Here is a 19052-nt window from a genome sequence, read left to right on the forward strand (position 1 = left end):
TATACTTAGGGGAGGAGCTTCGAGATGACTGTACAGATACCTACAACGCCGATAGAGTGGGCAAAAAAAGCTTGCGATTCACTAATGGATACTTACAGGGCGGGAGAGCTTCCCCCCGCGCATCGATGGCACTATCATCAGGGTGTATTTCTGTGTGGCATGGAGCTTTTGTGGAATGCTTATCAAGAAGACCGTTATATCAACTATATTCAGGAATATGTAGATGATTTGGTGGATGAATACGGGAACTTTTATTTTGCACGTGATGAGCTGGATGCGGTTCAAGCAGGACAGCTACTATTCACTCTTTATGAACGGACAGGCAAACTTAAGTATCGTATTGCAGCAGAGAAGCTAAGGAATTTACTGCTCACACTAAATAAAACCTCTGAGGGCGGGTATTGGCACAAGGATAAGTACGCCAACCAAATGTGGTTGGATGGACTTTATATGGCAGGCGTATTCTCCTTGAAATATGCTAATGTCTACGATGAACCAAGCTTGCGTGAAACGGTCCTTCATCAGGAAATGTTAATGCGCAAGCATATGAAGGATGAGACAACGGGTTTGTTATACCATGCCTGGGATGAGAGCCGGCGGATGCCTTGGTCGAATCCGGAGACGGGTTGTTCACCGGAGTTCTGGAGCCGATCATTAGGATGGTATGGTCTCGCCTTATCGCAATTTCTGGATCTGTTACCTTCCCATGATTCAGCCCGGACAGAGCTTTCTACTACGCTGAGAGATTTTGTGGATGCACTTATTCGTTACCAAGATCAAAAAAGTGGACTTTGGTATCAAGTCGTAGATAAGGGACATGAGCCAGATAATTGGCTGGAGACTTCAGGGTCATGTTTGTTCGTCTATACGATTGCCAAAGCCGTGAAGCATGGCGTTGTAAGTGATGTGACTATCGCTACAGCTGCCGCTAAAAAAGGATATGAAGGGTTAACCAAAGTAATCCAGTGGGATGAGCATAACCGATTAGTTCTGCCGGACATTTGTATCGGTACCTCAGCTGGAGATTACGAGAGTTACGTGACTCGGCCTAAGGTTAAAAATGATCTGCATGGTGTGGGCGCATTGGTGATGGCTTGTGTTGAAATACAGTCAATGCTCCAAGACTATATCGCTCCGTATCCTTACTAAACAATGACTTGATTCTCTGAGATTGCAGAGAATCAAGTCGTATTATTTTATGTACAAAGTAATCCTTAAATCGGGTGAACCTATTTATAGTTTTTGAGCTCTTAAATTTATAAATATTTTGGGGGTTGGGATGAAGAAATCACAGTGGGCAATTCAAACGGCAGACTCTATTATGGCGCGGACACCGAAGCTTTATGAAGATAAAGGCTACAAAGGAAGCTGGACCTACGATTATGGCGTGGTATTGAACGGTTTTGAATGGCTTTGGAAGCAGACCGGTGATTCGAAGTATCTGCAGTTCATTCAAGATAATATGGACTACTTTATTCAGGAAGATGGCAGTGTCAAGGGCTACCACCTAGAGGAGTATAACATCGATCATATTAACAACGGAAAATTATTATTGACTCTATATAAAGAAACGAAGCAGGAAAAATACAAAAAAGCGGCTGCTCTACTTAGAAAGCAACTTGAGACCCATCCGCGAACCTCGGAAGGTGCTTTTTGGCATAAAAATATATATCCCTATCAGATTTGGTTAGATGGACTTTATATGGGCGCTCCTTTTTATTTAGCCTACTTGCTAGCTTTTGAAGAAGGAAAGGGACTTGGGGATGTAACTAAACAATTTATCTTGTGTGAGAAGCATACGAAAGATCCGGTAACAGGTCTGCTATATCATGCATGGGATGAACAGCGTATTCAACCTTGGTGCGACCCTGAAACAGGACTTTCGCCTAACTTTTGGGCCCGTTCACTTGGCTGGTATCTCATGGCATTGGTTGATGTTCTGGAATTGCTGCCTAGTGAGCACTCAGATTATCCAGAGCTGGTACGAATACTAAATGATACCTTAACTGCGGTGAAGAAATATCAGGATAAGGAATCCGGGGTCTGGTATCAAGTGATTAATCTAGGGGAACGCAAAGGAAATTATCTTGAGGCCTCTGCTTCAAGTATGATCGTGTATGCCATGGCTAAAGGTATCCGATTAGGCGTGTTAAACGCTGGATGGTACGAAACATTAGATCTGGCTCAACAAGGACTTATCTCGGAGTTTGTACTAGAAACCAAAGAAGAATGGGTCAATTTAAATAAGAATTGCCAAGTAGCAGGATTAGGTGGAGTGGACCAACGTGACGGTACTTTCGCTTATTACATTAGCGAGCCTATTGTCACTAACGACCAAAAAGGTGTGGGTGCTTTCCTTCAGGCCTGTGTGGAATACGAACAATTAAGAGGCTGGATCTGATATAGAACAGGGGGGCTTATGAATGTTGATCTACAATATTGAGGATTTTGGAGCGCTTAAGAATAGTAAAAAGTTAGCGACTGAAGCGATAATACGTGCGATTGAAGCGGCAAATAAAGCCGGTGGAGGAACCGTTTATGTGCCGGCTGGCACGTTCTTAACCGGTGCAATTCATATGAAAAGCAATATCGAATTGAATTTAAATCCGGGTGCCATTCTTTCATTTAGTACGAACCCGGAGGATTACCCTGCAGTGGAATGCAGATGGGAAGGAGTGAAGCAGCGGGTTCATTCACCTTGTATTTATGGAAGAGAGTTAGTTAATGTATCGATCACTGGCAGCGGAATGATTAACGGAAATGGTGAACTCTGGTGGGATACGTTTCGGAACCGCCGGGAAGAGCTGCAGTATCCCCGGCCGACTCTAATCGGCTTGGACAGCTGTCAGCGGGTAACCCTTAAAGATATCGCGCTGGTCAATTCTCCAAGCTGGACCGTTAATCCGATAGGCTGTTACAATGTGACTATTGATAATATTTCCATTCTGAACCCGGCGGACTCTCCAAATACAGATGGTATTAATCCAGAGTCTTGCACCAATGTGCGAATTAGCAATTGCAATATTGATGTCGGTGATGACTGCATAGCGATCAAGGCAGGAACTGAGGATACCAAAGAACGAGTTCCTTGTGAGAATATTACGATCACCAACTGCACTATGGTACATGGACACGGGGGTGTCGTACTCGGTAGTGAAATGAGTGGAGATATTCGTAATGTCACGATTAGTAATTGTGTGTTTAAACAAACCGATCGTGGAATCCGGATGAAATCAAGACGGGGACGCGGGGGAACGATTGAAGATATTCGGATCAGCAATATTGTAATGGAGGACGTTATTTGTCCGTTTACTCTAAATCTATATTATTTCTGTGGACCACGCGGAAAAGAAAAATATGTGTGGGATAAAAATCCTTATCCGATTACAGAGGAAACGCCGTGTTTTAGACGCATTCATTTTGCCAATATTACCGCACGTAATGTTCATGCCGCAGCGGGTTTCTTATACGGGCTTGCGGAGCAGTATGTATCCGAGATTACGTTTACCAATGTGGACATCTCCATGGCGACGAATGCAATTCCCGGCCATCCAGACATGATGACAGGGATCGAAAACATGAATAATCGCGGGTTTTTCCTCGGGAATGCAAGAGATGTTCAATTTCATCAGGTGACGATTGAGAACCATGAAGGGCCTGCTTTTTACATTGAAAATGGAGAAGCTGTAGAGATCATAAATTGTCGATCAAAAAACACGAAGAAGCCGGAAAAATTAGTAGAACAAGCTACAGTGTCACCTGAAGAACAGAATGTCTGTCCATAAGAGAGAGTCATCAATTTATTGAAAGGAAAAGAATCCACTATGCTTGTTGTAGGGAAAGAATCCTTTTGCGCTTATCACACGATTCAAGAGGCGATAGATTCACTAGAGCAGGGGCCATCCGGTCAAGCGGATACGCTTTATATTTTGTCAGGGGTCTATAAAGAGGCAGTGCGGATTTATCGTTCTAATCTTACGATCATAGGGATTGGCTACGTGGAGATTGTTATGAATCGTTACGCGAAAGAGCGTGATGAAGCGGGCGAAGAAATCAATACATTCTCTACACCAACGTTATTTCTGGGCGGCAGCCACCTGATCTTGGAGAATCTGGTGATTACCAATAATGCAGGGCAGGGTGAAAATATCGGGCAGGCGGTAGCCGTGTATGCTAATTGTGATCAAACCGTATTCAGAAATTGTACTTTAAAAGGGTATCAGGACACGTTGTTCACGGGACCTTTGCCACCTGCACCCAAAGAGCGATCTACGTTTGGAGGTATACCACTGAGAAAGCACCATGCCCAATATCGGCAGTTGTATCAGCATTGCTATATAGAGGGCACAGTGGACTTTATATTTGGTGGGGCTACGGCTTATTTTGACAGATGTGAAATTCGCAGCTTGCGTCATAGTGAGAATCAAGCAGGTTATATTACGGCAGCCTCCACACCCGTGGGACAATCGTATGGTTATATTTTTAAAAATTGCTTTTTAACAGCGGCTCCTGATATTGCTCCGGTGTTTCTGGGCCGTCCATGGCGTGAGTATGCTAAAACCGTATTTGTAGATTGTCAGCTGGGTGCACATATTCATCCACTTGGCTGGGATAACTGGAACAACACCGCTAATGAACAAACCGTTTGTTATCAGGAATATGGCGTGAAGGATGCAATTCTCCTGAGTAAGCAACGTGTTTCTTGGGCAGATTGCTTTGAAGATGGGGACGAGACGTTGGATAAAGAGTTTGTTTTTGCTGGTACGGATTTTTGGAAATAGATAATTTAATTAACGAGTACACAAATAAAAAACGGTAGTCTAGACGAGAAGCATAAAGTCTTAGACTGCTGTTTTATTTATGTGTTGTATCACTTTATTTTTAATATGATCTTTCCTTTAGCTCTGCCCGATTCGGAATACTCCATCGCTTTCTGCGCCTCTACAAAAGGAAACACTTGATCAATAACAGGTTTTATTTGTCCGGACCTTATCAAATGCTTCGGTTTTATAATTGATAATTTGATCGGCTCCAAGTGACTTGACCAATTCTGCTCCAGCATCGCTTGTAGTAGTAGCCACGTATATCCCCATCGCTTTGGCAAGTTGGATAGTAAAAAGTGCCAACACCGCCCGCTCCCGCTTGAATCAATACCTTTTGTCATCATCTATCTTGAATTTTATAACTTTTTTTCCTGCTTGGATGACAATCTCTGAAAAATCATTTCCTAAAACTAGGGGCATATCGTATTTCAACAGCGTACGAACTTTGCCATCCCGCACTTTGAAATCGATAGGATTAATACTTGCTGCATGGATCTCTGCCAATACATCATAATCACCCACTGCGGGTGTAGGGACGTCGGCTAGTTGAAGAGGATATTTTCCGTATTTTTTAATTATCATTGCTTTCATCCTAAAAACTCCAACTCATTAATTATTCATTTTTGCTGTTCCAGAAAAATAACTCATCTCAACGGGGGAGATGTTTTTTGGTTCCGATCGGTCTTCGCTTTTATCTGAGCAGTCTCGGCGATATTTCCCTTGTTCCAGCTTCATATCAATAAAATCGACAACCTGCTGCAGCGACGAGATTTGGCTGACGATGTTTTCTCGATGGTTCCTTAAATGCTCCACCAGTTCAGGATAATCCGCGGGATCAGCGTCGGCGGAGACCGCCAAAAATGGCTGCATATCCTGCAAGGGCATACCTGTTTTTTTGAGGCAGGATAGCAGCCGGATTGTATCTATGTCTTCCTGCCGGTAAACGCGATGCCCGTTGTCCTTCCGGTCCGCCCGGGGAAGCAGCGCGATCTTTTCGTAATAGCGGATCGTATCCTCGGATATTCCGGTTTGCACGGCGGTTTCTTTTATCGTAAACGTTTGCTCTGCCTTCATACTGTACCTCCTGGAGATTGCTTTGTGTGTGCATTATACAACTTGGAGCTGACTCCAAGTCAAGACCTTATCTCTGGGACAAAATCTTTTTATTACGCCTTGACTTGGAGTCGACTCCAATTAATAAAATGTGCGTTATAAGAGGAAGATATCCCGAATTCAGGAGGAGATTTACAATGAGCACACAGCAACGTGAAAATATCGCATTGATTACAGGCGCTAACGCCGGGATTGGATTGGAATTAACTCGAAAACTGCTAGCGGAGGATTGGCAGGTGATTGCTTTGAACCGTTCCGATTTTCCCGCCGACGATGTGAACATCCAAAAAGCCATCAAAAACGGCTGGCTTCGTATTTATAAAACAACCGATCACGCGGATTTTGCTAGCTTGAGAGGGACGCTGGAAGAGATCAAAGGCAAAGAGCAGCGAATCGATATTTTGTTCAACAATGCCGGCGGGAGCTTCCCCGAACTAAGCTATTCGACACAGGGGCGCGAAAAGCACTATGAATTGATGACCGTTGTTCCGTATATTATTTTAATGGAATTGAAGGATATCCTACAAAAAGGACGCTTAAAAACGGTGATCAACACCTCATCCTCAGCGCTTAATTATACGAAAGAGTTTACGATAGAAATCTTGGAGCATCCCACAACCTTCCGCAAGCTGCTTGGTCCTTACGCCACCTCAAAGCTGGCATTATCGTTATGGACACAGGCCGCCGCGCCGCAACTTGCTAACGAGGGCATCATGATTCGCAGTGTTGATCCGGGTAGCAATAACACATTGCGAAAAGGGAAAAATTCTGGACTGCCTCTTATAGTTAAACCGTTGATGAAGCTGTTTTTCTCTCCGCCAACCCACGGCGCCGGCCAATTGTATGAGGGTGCTCTGGGAGAACACCGTGAAGAGACAGGTATATTTCTTCGGAAAGGCCAGGTTGCGGATTTGAAATTTAAGGATCAAGCCCGGAATGTTTTGGAAAAGATTAATAATATCTACGAAAATGAGTATCTTCGTTGTTAATCTGATCTTTAGATCTCTAATTTTTTTTTGTAATTCCTCCAAACGTATGAGATAATAGAGTTTTTCCGTTGATTCTATTTTTCATGGCATGGTAGAGATGCCTGATCAAATATTGGAGGTAGGCTTGTTGGCGAAACAGTATCCTTTTGAATATGATCGGACCAAACCTTTTATGGAGCAAGTAGGGGAATGGGTCGGAGATGTATTCTATGAAATTCTTCCTGAGGCTGGATTTGAAGTACGTGATGAACAGATATACATGGCCTTTCAGGTAGAGCGAGCTTTTGCCGAGAAAAAGACGATTTTTGCTGAGGCAGGGGTCGGAACAGGCAAGACATTAGTGTATTTGTTGTATAGCATTTGTTATGCGCGTTATATCGGCAAACCTGCGATTATTGCATGTGCGGACGAGTCCTTGATTGAGCAGCTTGTGAAACCGGAAGGCGATATCGCCAAGCTTGCGAAGCATCTGAACATGAATATTGATGCCAGACTAGCGAAATCTCCGGATAAATATATGTGTCTGAAAAAGCTGGATCAGGCTCGGAACCATGATGATGAAAGCTTACCACTGGAGAGCTTGTACAGTACATTACCTGATTTTGTACATTCACATGCACCGATGCAGCAATTCCATGCTTATGGAGACCGCAGAGATTACCCTGATCTGAATGACGAACAATGGAATAAGATTAACTGGGATACGTTTCAGGACTGCTTTACTTGCGATATGCGTCACCGCTGCGGGCAGACCTTGTCCCGTGATCATTACCGGAAATCAAGCGATCTGATCATTTGTTCCCACGATTATTACATGGAGCATATTTGGACCTATGAAGCGCGTAAGCGGGAAGGGCAAATCCCTTTGCTTCCGGATCACTGTGCGGTTGTATTCGATGAAGGACATTTATTAGAATCAGCGGCCATGAAGGCGCTTGGCTATAAGATGAAGCATGTCGTCTTTGAAGAATTGATTTCCCGCCTGCTACAGAATGAAATCCGTGAAACGCTGGCCGTTCTGATTGATGAAGCGATCATGCAAAGTGAGCAAATGTTCAAAGCGATTCGCCGTCAATGCCGAAACATACCTGGATCAGATCGGAAAAGCATTGAGCTGAATGCTTCATTGATTCGTGAGGTACACCGGATGCGGAGTGTAATTGCTGCTATCGAAGAAGAATTAGTATTCGAAAGCGGACTCTACACGATTGATGAATACCAACTGCGAATTGTGGAGGAACGTTTGGAGACCATAGAGATCGCTTTGCGATTGTTTGAGGATTCGGGAGCTCTAATCTGCTGGGCGACAGAAGAAAGCGATGGTCTAACGCTGTCGGTCATGCCACGAAATGTCAAAGAGGTACTTCAAGACAGCCTGTTCACGCAAAAAATGCCAATTGTATTCTCATCAGCTACATTGTCTGTGGATAAATCATTCCAATACTTGAAGGACAGTCTTGGGATACAAGATTTTTTATCCTTCTCTGTAGACTCACCTTATGACTATGAGCACCAGATGAATGTCTATGTGCCAGAGCTTCAGAGTGGGGATTTTGCTGAGAAAATGGAAATTTCCCTGAAGCTTATTCAGCGGACTGAAGGTAGAGCACTGCTACTGTTCCGTACTCGTGAAGAGCTTCTGCAGTTCAAGCAGCTTAACTCATTACGACCGGAAAGCAGTTCATATTCATTTTTATATGAAGGGGATCAAGAAATCAGCTATTTGATTTCGGCATTCCAACGGGATGAGCATAGCGTGTTATGTGCGGTCACCTTATGGGAAGGGCTGGACATCCCTGGACCTTCATTATCCAATGTGATCATATGGTCGTTGCCGTATCCTCCGCTTGATCCAGTGTTTATGGCAAAACGGGCGGAAACCTCCACTCCTTTTGAAGATGTGGATTTGCCTTACATGCTGTTAAGACTCAAACAAGGGATGGGGCGGCTGATTCGAACCGGTACAGATCAAGGAATTGTAACTGTACTTGCGGAAGAGGAAGGGCAACATCCGGTACACGAATATATAACTTCTGTACTTCCAAAAGGGACTCGACTACAGAAGCTGGAAGCCTAAATATCACTAACGATTATAATTGCTCCTTTCGTGAGGCAGATGCTACGGCATTTATGTTTCACTCGAAGGAGCTTTTTTTGTCTAAAATTAAGCATAAGTATTCCTAATCTTACGGATAGGATATTGGTATTTAACTTCCGAGCGATGTCGTATTATTGTTGAGTCATGGGATGTATTTATACAGCATCATCTAGAGATTCATCAAGGAGTGTATACGACATGGGTCAATCAGAAGGTTTGTATCAACCAGATCACAACAAAAAGGTTGGGTTTGCATTAGGGATAGGGCTAACCTTAGTTATCGCATTATTGGCGAAATTTTTAGCGGGTTTTCCATTCCTATCTATTATGGGGCAATTGGTCATTGCTATCTTAATCGGGATTATTTGGCGAGCTACGATAGGAGTGCCAGGTAGCATCACACATGGCACCGATTTTTCCAGTAAAAAACTGCTTCGTCTAGGGATTATCCTGCTCGGTATGCGGCTTAATCTAATGGATATCGTTGCTGCAGGACCTCGGGTATTTCTTTTGGCAGTCATCGTCATTATATTTGCGATCTCCGTTGTATACGGACTGGCTCGACTGTTCAAAGTAGATAAGCGCCTCAGTATCTTAACTGCCTGCGGAACTGCGATTTGCGGTGCGGCAGCGGTGGTTGCCATCGCTCCACAGATAAAAGCCAAAGATGACGAAACTGCCATTGGTGCAGCTATAGTAGCTATATTAGGCACAATATTTACACTGCTGTACACATTTCTATATCCTTTTCTCGGCTTATCAGATTTAGGTTATGGGGTATTCTCAGGAGCGACTTTACATGAAATTGCTCACGTTATCGCAGCTGCGGATGCTGGTGGAAATGCTGCCGTTGATATGGCGGTCATCGTTAAATTGACCCGGGTGGCCTTACTTGTGCCAGTGGCTATTTTAATTGGGATTTGGTCCAATCGTGAAGAAAGAAAAGTGCAAGGTGGAGCGGCTAAAGCTTCGTGGAAAAGCATTCCAATCCCTTGGTTTATTCTAGGATTTCTAGTCGTCAGTGGTGTGAATTCGTTAGGAATCGTCTCCGCATCAGTAGCCAATGGGATCGTTACGATTGCTTATATGTTAATCGCTATGGCGATGGCAGGGCTTGGGTTAAACGTTGATTTGGCGGCATTTAGACGGCTTGGAATGAAGTCTTTTGCAGCGGGACTTATAGGATCGGTCATGTTATCTCTAGTTGGATTTATGTTAGTTCACTTACTTGCACTAGCGTAGTTAGCATGTACACCCTGAGTATGAAATGAGTTACTTCATATCCCAACAGCGTCTTTCTCTTTATCATTTAGTGTGGTAGGGTATGCATGAAATGAATGGAGGGACTTCAGGTGAAGTATTGCATAGGTGAATTTGCTTCCATTCTCGGGGTAACTGCGGATACGCTGAGATTATACGAGAAACATGATATTGTTAGGCCTACAAAAGATAACAGCAATAATTATAGATATTTTAATGATTTAGATGCAAGGGATCTGTTAATGAGCAGATGGTATCGCAGTATGGAAATTCCATTGCCCGAAGTGGCACTTTTAATGAAGGAGTCCTCTATTGAGCAAGTTATGGGAATGATGCAGCAGTCTCAGCAGAGTTTAGAAGAAGAGATTAAGCAAAAGACGATGCTGCTAAACAAGATGAATGAAATTCATAAAGAGCTTAAGGAAATAGAGTCCTCATTATATATATGTAAACTTAAACAACTGCCAGGCATGTACAGGCTTAAGCAAACGGATAAAAATGCATTATTAAAAAATGATATCGTAAAAAGCCTCGTCAACACTTGGATGGATAGGCTTCCTTATGCGTTTTATTCTTTTAAGATTGAGGACGCGGGGGTGTTATCCAGTGATAATAACTTTGACTATAGCTGGGGGCTTACCTTACCCGAGGAGGAAGTGCAGAAATTTGCGATGGATATCGATGAATATGTAGAGTACATTAGCCCGAGTACCTGTATCTCTGCTATCATGTTATCTACGGATGGACATTATATCACGAAGAAATCCTTGCAGTTTATGATAGATTACATCGAAGCAAATGGATATACCATAGCGGGTGATGTGGTGGGTAAATTAATGCTCACTGAAAAAATAGAAGGCAATAACCGTTCGTATTTGGAAGTGAATATTCCAATTCTATAAGTGTATTTCTATAAACACCTGCTCTGAGAGCGGGTGTTTTTCTTTTTGGACAAGAATTGGACATTGACCTTGGTGCTGCACCAAGGTTTATACTTCGGTATATAGCTTGGCAACGTTCGGTAGATATGTATAGATATGAATGTGAAAAATATCACGTTCTTGGCGAGCTATAAGATATTAGATACTGGGGGAGAAGAGAATGCGCAACAGAAATTTCACCAAGAAAATGCTCATGTTAACTTTTTGTATGGTGCTGATCGTTTCCATGCTGAGCGGATGCAAAGGAAATGGGGAGTCGGCAAATTCGTCATCATCATCTTTTAAAGCCGGTACATTCGCTGGGGAAGCGGAAGGCAAAGAAGGCGTGATTAAAGTAGAAGTCACTATGGATGAGCCAGATAAAATTAAAGATATCAAGATCGTAAGCCAGTCAGAAACGGGTGGTCTAGGCGATAGTGCACTTGAAAAAATAAAAGATCAAATTCTGGAAGGACAAACCTTGGCAGTAGATGCTGTTAGTGGTGCGAGTCTTTCCAGTGAAGCAATGCTCGCTGCAGTTGAAGATGCCGTAACCAAAGGTGGAGGAAATCTGGAAGTCCTCAAAGCCGGTGGCGTGCAAAAAGCGGGTGAAGGTAAAACGGAAAAGCTTGAATCAGACGTAGTGGTAGTAGGCGCCGGTGCATCTGGTGTGTCCGCAGCGGTAACCGCTGCTGATAAAGGTGCCAAGGTTATTATTATCGAAAAAACAGGAGTTATCGGGGGAGCAAGTAATCTATCCTGGGCTGGTAAGTTCTATAATTCTTCCGCAGCTACTGACAATAATCTTAAAGTAAATGTGGAAAAAGAAATTGCCGATTGGATTGTCAACAATCACTGGAGAGTTGACGCTGCAGCGATTAGACAATACGTAACGAAATCCGGTGAAACTTATGATTGGTTAGCAGAAAAAGGGTATAAAACCAGCTTCCTAAACTTTTTCGGAGAGCAGCTGCATGTACTGCCAGCTTATGAAACCCGTGAAGAGACCCTTCGGAAAATGTTGGCTGAATCGGTTGAACAAAAGGGTGGACAAGTGATCACTGAAACCACTGCCAAAAAGCTGATTACCAATGAAGCAGGAGAAGTTACAGGTATTGTGGCTGAGAAATCAGACGGGACTACTCTTGAAATCACAGCAAAAAGTGTCGTAATGGCAACAGGCGGTTATGCCGCAAATTCGGAAATGGTTAAAGAAGCTTTTGGCTTTGAAGGGGTTAACGGAGGACTAGGTCAGAACGTTGGGGAAGGTCTGAAGATGGCTTGGGAAGCAGGAGCCAAGGTTCCTGATAACTTCGGTGGACAGATGCTGCACCAAACATTAGCCAGAGCAACACAAGGACTAAAAGCACAATATGAGCCTTTTGAAGCAAGTTATCCGCTGATGTTGACATATCTGCCTAACTTCATGAATGTCAGTTCTTCCGGAGCACGTTTCAGAGATGAAGCAGCTACATTAACATCGGTCGCAGCAGCTAATACGAGTGCATTTAATGGTGCTTATCATATGGTTATCGTATCAAAATCACAATTGGCTGCTCTTCAGTCCAAGGGGATGAAAGGTGTTAACGCACCAAGCCTGCCAGGAATGCCACCAGAATTTTATGCCGAATTTGCAGATCAATTCACGTTAGAGAATCCATGGGTAAATGCAGAAAAGGTCTTTGATTCTATGGTAGAAAACGGAGATGGCTTCAAAGGAAATACAATCGAAGAATTAGCAACAAATGCAGGTATGGATGTAGATGTGTTTGTAGAAAATTACAATAGTTATAAAGAAGCTACAAAAACTGGTGTGGATACTGAATTTGGTAAAGCTGCTGATTATTTAGAGCCAATGGGCGAAGAAGGACCATATTATGCCATCGTCGCTGAAATCAACAACTTGGGTTCTGTAGGTGGCTTGCTGGTAAACACTAAGTTCCAAGTGCTAAATGATAAACGTACACCAGTAAAAGGATTGTTTGCTGTAGGGCTTGAATCGGAAGGCGTATTATTCAACGATACCTATGTTGGCAATGGGGTTGGAATTGGTTATTCCTTTACCTCAGGTCGTCTAGGTGGAGAGAGCGCGGCAAACAGTGCTTTGAAAGCTAATTAACGACAATTTCCCGGAAAATAATTCAATCTTTTTAAAGACGCAGAGTAGACAACTCTGCGTCTTTTTTTGCTGGAGATTAGAGCCAATCTTCTTTTAGCAAAGATTTAAGAAGCTCTACATTTGTTACTCCTAGCTTGGCAGCGATCTGCTGCTCTAATTCAATTTTGGTGATCATCATTCTGTTATTGCATTCTATTCCCTTTGGAGTGAGGACAATATTTTTGTCACGCTGATTTCCTTCGACTTCAACGGCTTCGACATAACCACGGGATAACATGCCTTGAATGCTTTTATGCGTGCCCTGTCTTGAAATATGAATTATTCTACTGATTTCTGAGATCGATAACATTTCTCGGGCCTCAAGAACTGCAAGAATGTGGGATTCGGTCTTATTAATTTGATCCGGGTCTTTGTCTGTCACTATTTTACGTAAAGCTAGATGCTTCTCACTGAGTAAATCGATCAGGTTCATTTTTTGCAGCTGCTTATTCATTAGAACACTCCTAAATCATGGCTCGTTTATCCCAGTATAAGACATTTGCGAATATTGTCAACTTGGTTGACTTGATTTGAGAATTTGTGTTATTGTAATCCAAGTTGACAATACAGAGATAAAAGGAGCTTGAAGATGGGAAGAAACAAAAAAGAAGCATTTTTATTTACGTTCATCATGTGTTTTTTGATGGTGCTGGGTATGAGTATTTACAATGTAGCACTAATGGAGGGTTGGTCAGGCACGTTAGTTAAGGATGTGATTGTCGGCTACTTGCCTGCATTTATAGTTGCACTCATTCTAGATGTATTTGTTGTAGGCAAGGTTGCGAAGGGGATCGCGCATAAGCTGGTTAAAGAAAATGATCCGATGATCAAAAAAATCATGTTCATATCCTTTTTTATGGTGACAGGAATGGTATTGTTCATGTCCTTGTATGGCGCAGTTCTACATGTTGGATTTTCTGCTGAACTACCAAGAGCTTATCTGTCTGCCATAGGTAAAAATTTTATTTTTGCACTTCCACTGCAAATCATTTTAGTTGGGCCGCTTACACGATTTATTTTTGTGAAAATTACTCCAGCAGTGTCTGCGTAGGGAATAAATCAATAGAAGCAATGTACAACAAAACGCTCTCCGTCTGCCTGAATAAGCAGAAGAGAGCGTTTTGTTTTTTTAAAGATTAGAAACGTTTATCTATGGCTCGCTCTCTTATGCAAGCGTGTGAACTCTCTTTTTTACAGGTTCGAGTAGATTTAGGGCATACTCATTTCCGCTACCTTTGGGACTATCGTTGCGGATATGCTCCTCCAGACATAATCTGGAATCGTGATCCGCTTGATAATCAGGATGATTATCCAGATACCCCATTAGGGCTTGCCATGAGCCGTAGATATCATCAGTGCTTTCTGTCAGAGCATAGAGGCCGCCGTCGAGCCGCATTTCCTTTAGGTGAGCTGGTATCTTCACATTTTCCGGTATTGAGGCACAGAATCCATATCCGTAAGGTTTATTCTCACCACTTGGATGCGGGTTCGTATTGCCGCCAAACAGCCGTGCTGTGCCTAATAGTTGACTAGCTTCCAGCCATTCATTAACCGGGATCATAGCTTCATCTTCTGGAGAGGTACTAACCGCAACATTGTAGGCAAATCTCATAGCTGGAAGAGTAATGAATCTTACATGAATAGGGGTAGAGTGATTAATAGTTGGCATAGATATAACCTCCTCAGTTTTAGTCATACCATCCGATGGATTGCATGACTTTTCGTTTAGTTCAGATAATAATTGATTTGTAATGGGTTCCTCGATATGGGCAGATATCCACTGTAAAAAGAGATGGATTTCACCTTCTCTATTTGTTAGTTCTGTTTTTTGATTGTGAATAGAAGCCGCTTGCTGGCTGAGCGCTTCATACATGGACTGAACGGACATATGTTTAAGCACAGTTCCAATATCCTTGATGCTAATATCCAGCTTTCTTAATAATGAGGTAACCCGAATGGCGAGTATTGCTTTCTCATCATAAATCCGCCAGCCAGAGCTGCTATCCCGCTTACTTTCAAACAATCCTTGAGCTTCCCAGTGACGCAGAGTCCGACTCGTCAGTCCGAATTGCGCAGAAAGCTTATCAATGGTAACAAATCCGCTCATATACAACTCCCGTTTCATAGTTTGATAAGGCGCCTTATGTGGATTATTTTAGCATTTAACGTTACGTCAATTGCAAGGAGAATTAATGATTGGGTATTCGAGATAATTTACATTTCTCATACAAAACATTGTCCAGTATTTAACGTCCAGCTTCTACAATCAAGATATTGGTAGAATGTACCTATTGCAATATGAGGCTTTATACGGAGGATGATATTGTTGAAAGCTAGGTCTATGCATCTAACTATGAAATGGAAGTTGATTTTGAGTTTTTCCACCATTGTTCTTTTCTTTTTGGGAGTAGCGTTTTATCAAAACCATAAAATCAGCCAAGTGGAGATTTCTATGGAAACGCAAAAAGCTGAGATGGAAAAACGAATTACCGTGTCATTATTTACGCAGCTGCTGCAGGAAATGAATGCGGTAGAATCTTCGTTAGCGGGTTCGAGTGATTTGGAGTTCGTCCAACCCTTTAAGGACAAGCAAACAAAGCTGACTAAAGAGTTGGCGACGGTGGATTTTGCGGCAGATTCGCCGGCATTTAAAGAGTTAGAACAATTACATAGTCAGATTGGGGAATATACGGGATATTTTGACGAATTGGTAAAGACCATAGAAGATGAGCAGCTCGATCCCATGAGTGTGCTGGAACAAATCGATGAATTACATACGAAGGCTACAGCGTTGAGTGAAGTCATGCTAGTGACTAATGAAAAGTTGTATACGGCAGCAGCAGAAAATGCAGAAAAAGCACAGGATTATTCTTTTGATCTGCTTAATCTAACCACCTCTATAGTTGCTTACGCAGCTGTGCTAGTGTTTATTTTCACATTAGTGATTGCGGTTATGCTCATACGTTCCTTCCTGAATCCTATTCATAAACTGCAATTGGCTCTGCGAAAAATTGCCGAAGGAGATTTGCGTCAGCAGATTAACTCACCTTACAACGATGAGTTGGGCAGTTTGAGTCATCATTTTGATCATATGGTGGAGCGGGTCCGGGAAATGCTTCAGCATACCCAGTCAGTAGCCTCTTCGCTGGCAACTTATTCGCATTCTTTTCAAGAATCTTCATCTATAACGGCGCATACGAATCAAGATATCGTAAGCACTATACAGGAAATTTCGGTAGGCGCAGAACAGCAGGCAGGACAATCCGAGCAGAGCGCTGGCCTGATTCAGGAGCTGGAACGTGAAGTGAATGAGATCACGGAGTATACCGAGGTTATGCTGGCTACCAGTCAAACGGCTAATCACAATACTCGTAAAGGATCTGAATCCGTCATCGCCCTCCGGGAGGTATCTGAGCATTCGCGTGAATCTGTTAATAAAGTATATCTGGCTTTAACCAAACTGAGTGATCAATCAAAGGACATCTCGCGCATCACTAAATCCATAACAGATATTTCTAATCAGACCAATATCCTCTCACTTAACGCAGCAATTGAAGCAGCCCGGGCAGGTGCCTACGGAAAAGGGTTCGCTGTCATCGCTGATGAAGTAAGACAATTATCTGTGCAGACTAAAGAGTCCTCCGTACATATCAGTCAGATTATTAGCGAGCTGCAATCCGGGATGGATGAATTCCAGCAATATATGCTGGTGACCAAAGGAAATCTTGAGGAACAGGATCATAAAGTGGCCGAAACGTTGTCCTCTTTCGAAGCGATTGATCAATCTATTGTGGAGATTAGTAAACAGATTGGGCAAATTCACGACAAAGTGGATATGACTCAGACTATGAACCGTAGACTCGCAGAGTCTGTTCATGCCGTCGCGGCCATCGCCGAGGAAACTGCGGCAGGAGTGCAAGAGGTGAACGCCTCCAGCGTACAGCAGGATCATGCTATCCGTGATATAGCCCGTCAAGCCATTGAGATTAATGAAATTTCGCAGAATTTATTCAAAGAAATCAATATTTTTAAGATTGATTCAGATGGGGACGATGGGGTCAGCGATGAAGGGGACAGGGATACAAAGCATGCTGGCACTCCAGAAGCTGGGGACACATTAGGAGACGCATTAGGAGATGATACATTAGGTGCTGGCGATCCTCCAGATGATAGCGGTACTCCAAATGATGGTGGTACACCAAATGCAGACGCTTCTAAAGAGGGGTCTTATCTGACAATCTCTGCGTAGCTCAGCGGGAATTGGCATTCGTAGCGTAAGGTGGAATAGGGAATAGAGAATAGAGAAGAGAGAAGAGAGAAGAGAGTAGAGAGTAGGGAGTAGGGAGTAGGGAGTAGGGAGTAGGGAGTAGGGAGTAGGGAGTAGGGAGTAGAGTAGAGAGTAGAGAGTAGAGTCCAGAGATTAGAGTTTATAGAATAGAGTTTAGAGATGAGAGGCTAAAGTTTAGCGCTTAGTGAGGTTCTATCTGCCGTTTTGATTTTAAGTGTATTTTATACAACTAAAAAGGTTTGTATTTAGCTTGATTAGGGTTTAGTTGTATTTAGTGCAGCTATTTCGAGCTGAAAAGGGGATAGCGGCTGTTTAGTGGGGATTTAATTGCATGAAATACAACTAAAACCAGGTGGGAGTGCACATACCTGAAAATAGTTGTATAGAGTGCAATTAACTCAACGCATAATTGTGATTTGTTGCATAAAGAAGCTGGCTCCTTCGTGGGAGTATCCACGAAGGAGCCAGCTTTTTTATGTAGAAATATAATTAGTCCTCGTAAGTTTGATTTAGGGTGCTAACTAACTCTGGGAGCCAGTCGCTTAGAGTGAGAAACTTGTATCCCTCCGATTGAGCTTTAGCTGTATCCATAAACCAGGATTGTGTGATCCCGAATGGAGAATTATGCGCATCCGCTGTTTCGCTTTGAATGACGGCTTGTTTTCTGGTCTCTTTTTCAATCAGCGAGATAAGCTCCTTAATACTAACCGTACCGTCTGAGCAAGCGTTGAGAGGACCCGTCACCGTCGAGTTGCCAAGCCAATACAGAAAATCAGCGGCTTCGTCCGAACGGATAAAACAGATATTTGCATCTGGATTCGGAATCCCGATGGGCAGCTCGTTACGTACATGTTCGATATGAAAATGGAGTCTTCGTGTATAATCGTCAGTTCCCAGAACAATCGGAAAGCGGACAGCGGCTACAGGGAAGTTAGCTTGTTGGATAAGGACGGCTTCCGCCAGTCTTTTCCCCTCCTGATAGGTGAAGTCATTTCGTCCTCCATAACGAATAGGGTGCGTTTCAGGATCGAACACCTCTTCCGTCAGCGCTTGCTCACTGAAATCATAAACAGATAAACTTGAAGTCAGTATGTAACGTGTGGTTTTGCCGTCAAAAATACGGCGCGCCTGATCCGCTTCATCAGGTGAAAAACAAATATTATCGTAGACTACATCCCAACTCGTATCACCTAATGCTTGAGCGAAGGCCTCCGGTTGAGACCGATCCACCTGTATCCGGTGAACGAGATCGCCAAAAGGGTCGCTTGTTTCCCCGCGCGTTAATATGGTTACTTCGTTCTTAGAATCCTCAAGCAGACGCTCGACCAAACGTTTCCCAAAAAAGCGTGTGCCGCCTAAAATAAGAATCTTACTCATCAACCTCACTCCTTGATTGCTATTAA

Annotated in this window: 15 protein-coding genes and 1 pseudogene; 11 read left to right on the plus strand and 5 right to left on the minus strand. The window is 43.1% G+C overall.

All coding sequences use genetic code 11. The features are described from left to right. Positions 1 to 24: 24 nt before the first annotated feature. From NYE72_RS09535 to NYE72_RS09550, 4 genes are all read left to right on the plus strand, one after another. Entirely contained in the window at positions 25 to 1149 is a 1125-nt protein-coding gene (locus NYE72_RS09535) for a glycoside hydrolase family 88 protein (RefSeq protein ID WP_339211737.1), read from the plus strand. A 130-nt stretch (positions 1150 to 1279) separates the two neighbouring features. Beyond that, complete coding sequence (locus NYE72_RS09540) at positions 1280 to 2401, plus strand: glycoside hydrolase family 88 protein (protein WP_036679258.1); 1122 nt, start codon at positions 1280 to 1282, stop codon at positions 2399 to 2401. Positions 2402 to 2423: 22 nt separating this feature from the next. Continuing rightward, the gene (locus NYE72_RS09545) at positions 2424 to 3785 is read left to right on the plus strand and encodes a glycoside hydrolase family 28 protein (protein WP_076098491.1); all 1362 of its coding nucleotides are present in this window, start codon (positions 2424 to 2426) and stop codon (positions 3783 to 3785) included. Positions 3786 to 3824: 39 nt separating this feature from the next. Further along, on the plus strand, positions 3825 to 4781 hold the full coding sequence (locus tag NYE72_RS09550) for a pectinesterase family protein (RefSeq protein ID WP_036679262.1): 957 nt from the start codon (positions 3825 to 3827) through the stop codon (positions 4779 to 4781). Between the two features lie 89 nt (positions 4782 to 4870). Here the strand turns inward: NYE72_RS09550 and NYE72_RS09555 are convergent. Continuing rightward, positions 4871 to 5414 (minus strand): annotated as a pseudogene (locus NYE72_RS09555) (zinc-binding dehydrogenase). Between the two features lie 18 nt (positions 5415 to 5432). Next, on the minus strand, positions 5433 to 5897 hold the full coding sequence (locus tag NYE72_RS09560) for a MerR family transcriptional regulator (RefSeq protein ID WP_076179095.1): 465 nt from the start codon (positions 5895 to 5897) through the stop codon (positions 5433 to 5435). 176 nt (positions 5898 to 6073) lie between these two features. On the opposite strand from NYE72_RS09560, the gene NYE72_RS09565 reads away from it, so the two are divergent. The 5 genes from NYE72_RS09565 (at position 6074) to NYE72_RS09585 (ending at position 13322) form a co-directional block, all read left to right on the plus strand. Further along, positions 6074 to 6925: an SDR family NAD(P)-dependent oxidoreductase gene (locus NYE72_RS09565; protein ID WP_339211738.1), complete on the plus strand. Its 852-nt coding sequence runs from the start codon at positions 6074 to 6076 to the stop codon at positions 6923 to 6925. Positions 6926 to 7022: 97 nt separating this feature from the next. Further along, complete coding sequence (locus NYE72_RS09570) at positions 7023 to 9002, plus strand: ATP-dependent DNA helicase (protein WP_339211739.1); 1980 nt, start codon at positions 7023 to 7025, stop codon at positions 9000 to 9002. A gap of 219 nt (positions 9003 to 9221) precedes the next feature. After that, positions 9222 to 10265 carry a YeiH family protein gene (locus NYE72_RS09575; RefSeq protein WP_339211740.1) on the plus strand — a complete coding sequence of 348 codons (1044 nt, stop codon included), beginning with the start codon at positions 9222 to 9224 and terminating at the stop codon, positions 10263 to 10265. A 110-nt stretch (positions 10266 to 10375) separates the two neighbouring features. Continuing rightward, on the plus strand, positions 10376 to 11185 hold the full coding sequence (locus tag NYE72_RS09580) for a MerR family transcriptional regulator (protein WP_339211741.1): 810 nt from the start codon (positions 10376 to 10378) through the stop codon (positions 11183 to 11185). Between the two features lie 199 nt (positions 11186 to 11384). Then, positions 11385 to 13322: an FAD-dependent oxidoreductase gene (locus NYE72_RS09585; protein WP_076098484.1), complete on the plus strand. Its 1938-nt coding sequence runs from the start codon at positions 11385 to 11387 to the stop codon at positions 13320 to 13322. Positions 13323 to 13398: 76 nt separating this feature from the next. Here NYE72_RS09585 and NYE72_RS09590 read toward each other — a convergent pair whose 3' ends face one another. Continuing rightward, entirely contained in the window at positions 13399 to 13815 is a 417-nt protein-coding gene (locus tag NYE72_RS09590) for a helix-turn-helix domain-containing protein (protein WP_038569750.1), read from the minus strand. Between the two features lie 135 nt (positions 13816 to 13950). On the opposite strand from NYE72_RS09590, the gene NYE72_RS09595 reads away from it, so the two are divergent. Further along, positions 13951 to 14412, plus strand: a complete 462-nt coding sequence (locus tag NYE72_RS09595) for a DUF2798 domain-containing protein (protein ID WP_038569752.1) — start codon at positions 13951 to 13953, stop codon at positions 14410 to 14412. Positions 14413 to 14526: 114 nt separating this feature from the next. Here NYE72_RS09595 and NYE72_RS09600 read toward each other — a convergent pair whose 3' ends face one another. After that, on the minus strand, positions 14527 to 15468 hold the full coding sequence (locus NYE72_RS09600; protein WP_076098483.1) for a MerR family transcriptional regulator: 942 nt from the start codon (positions 15466 to 15468) through the stop codon (positions 14527 to 14529). Between the two features lie 345 nt (positions 15469 to 15813). Here NYE72_RS09600 and NYE72_RS09605 point away from each other — a divergent pair, with 345 nt between their 5' ends. Continuing rightward, a complete protein-coding gene (locus NYE72_RS09605) occupies positions 15814 to 17610 on the plus strand; it encodes a methyl-accepting chemotaxis protein (RefSeq protein ID WP_339211742.1) in 1797 nt (598 codons plus the stop codon). Between the two features lie 528 nt (positions 17611 to 18138). On the opposite strand, the gene NYE72_RS09610 is transcribed toward NYE72_RS09605, so the two are convergent. Next, positions 18139 to 19026 carry an NAD-dependent epimerase/dehydratase family protein gene (locus NYE72_RS09610; protein ID WP_076107500.1) on the minus strand — a complete coding sequence of 296 codons (888 nt, stop codon included), beginning with the start codon at positions 19024 to 19026 and terminating at the stop codon, positions 18139 to 18141. Positions 19027 to 19052 lie beyond the last annotated feature (26 nt).

The organism is Paenibacillus sp. FSL L8-0333 (assembly GCF_037965665.1).
GTDB lineage: Bacteria > Bacillota > Bacilli > Paenibacillales > Paenibacillaceae > Paenibacillus_AQ > Paenibacillus_AQ odorifer.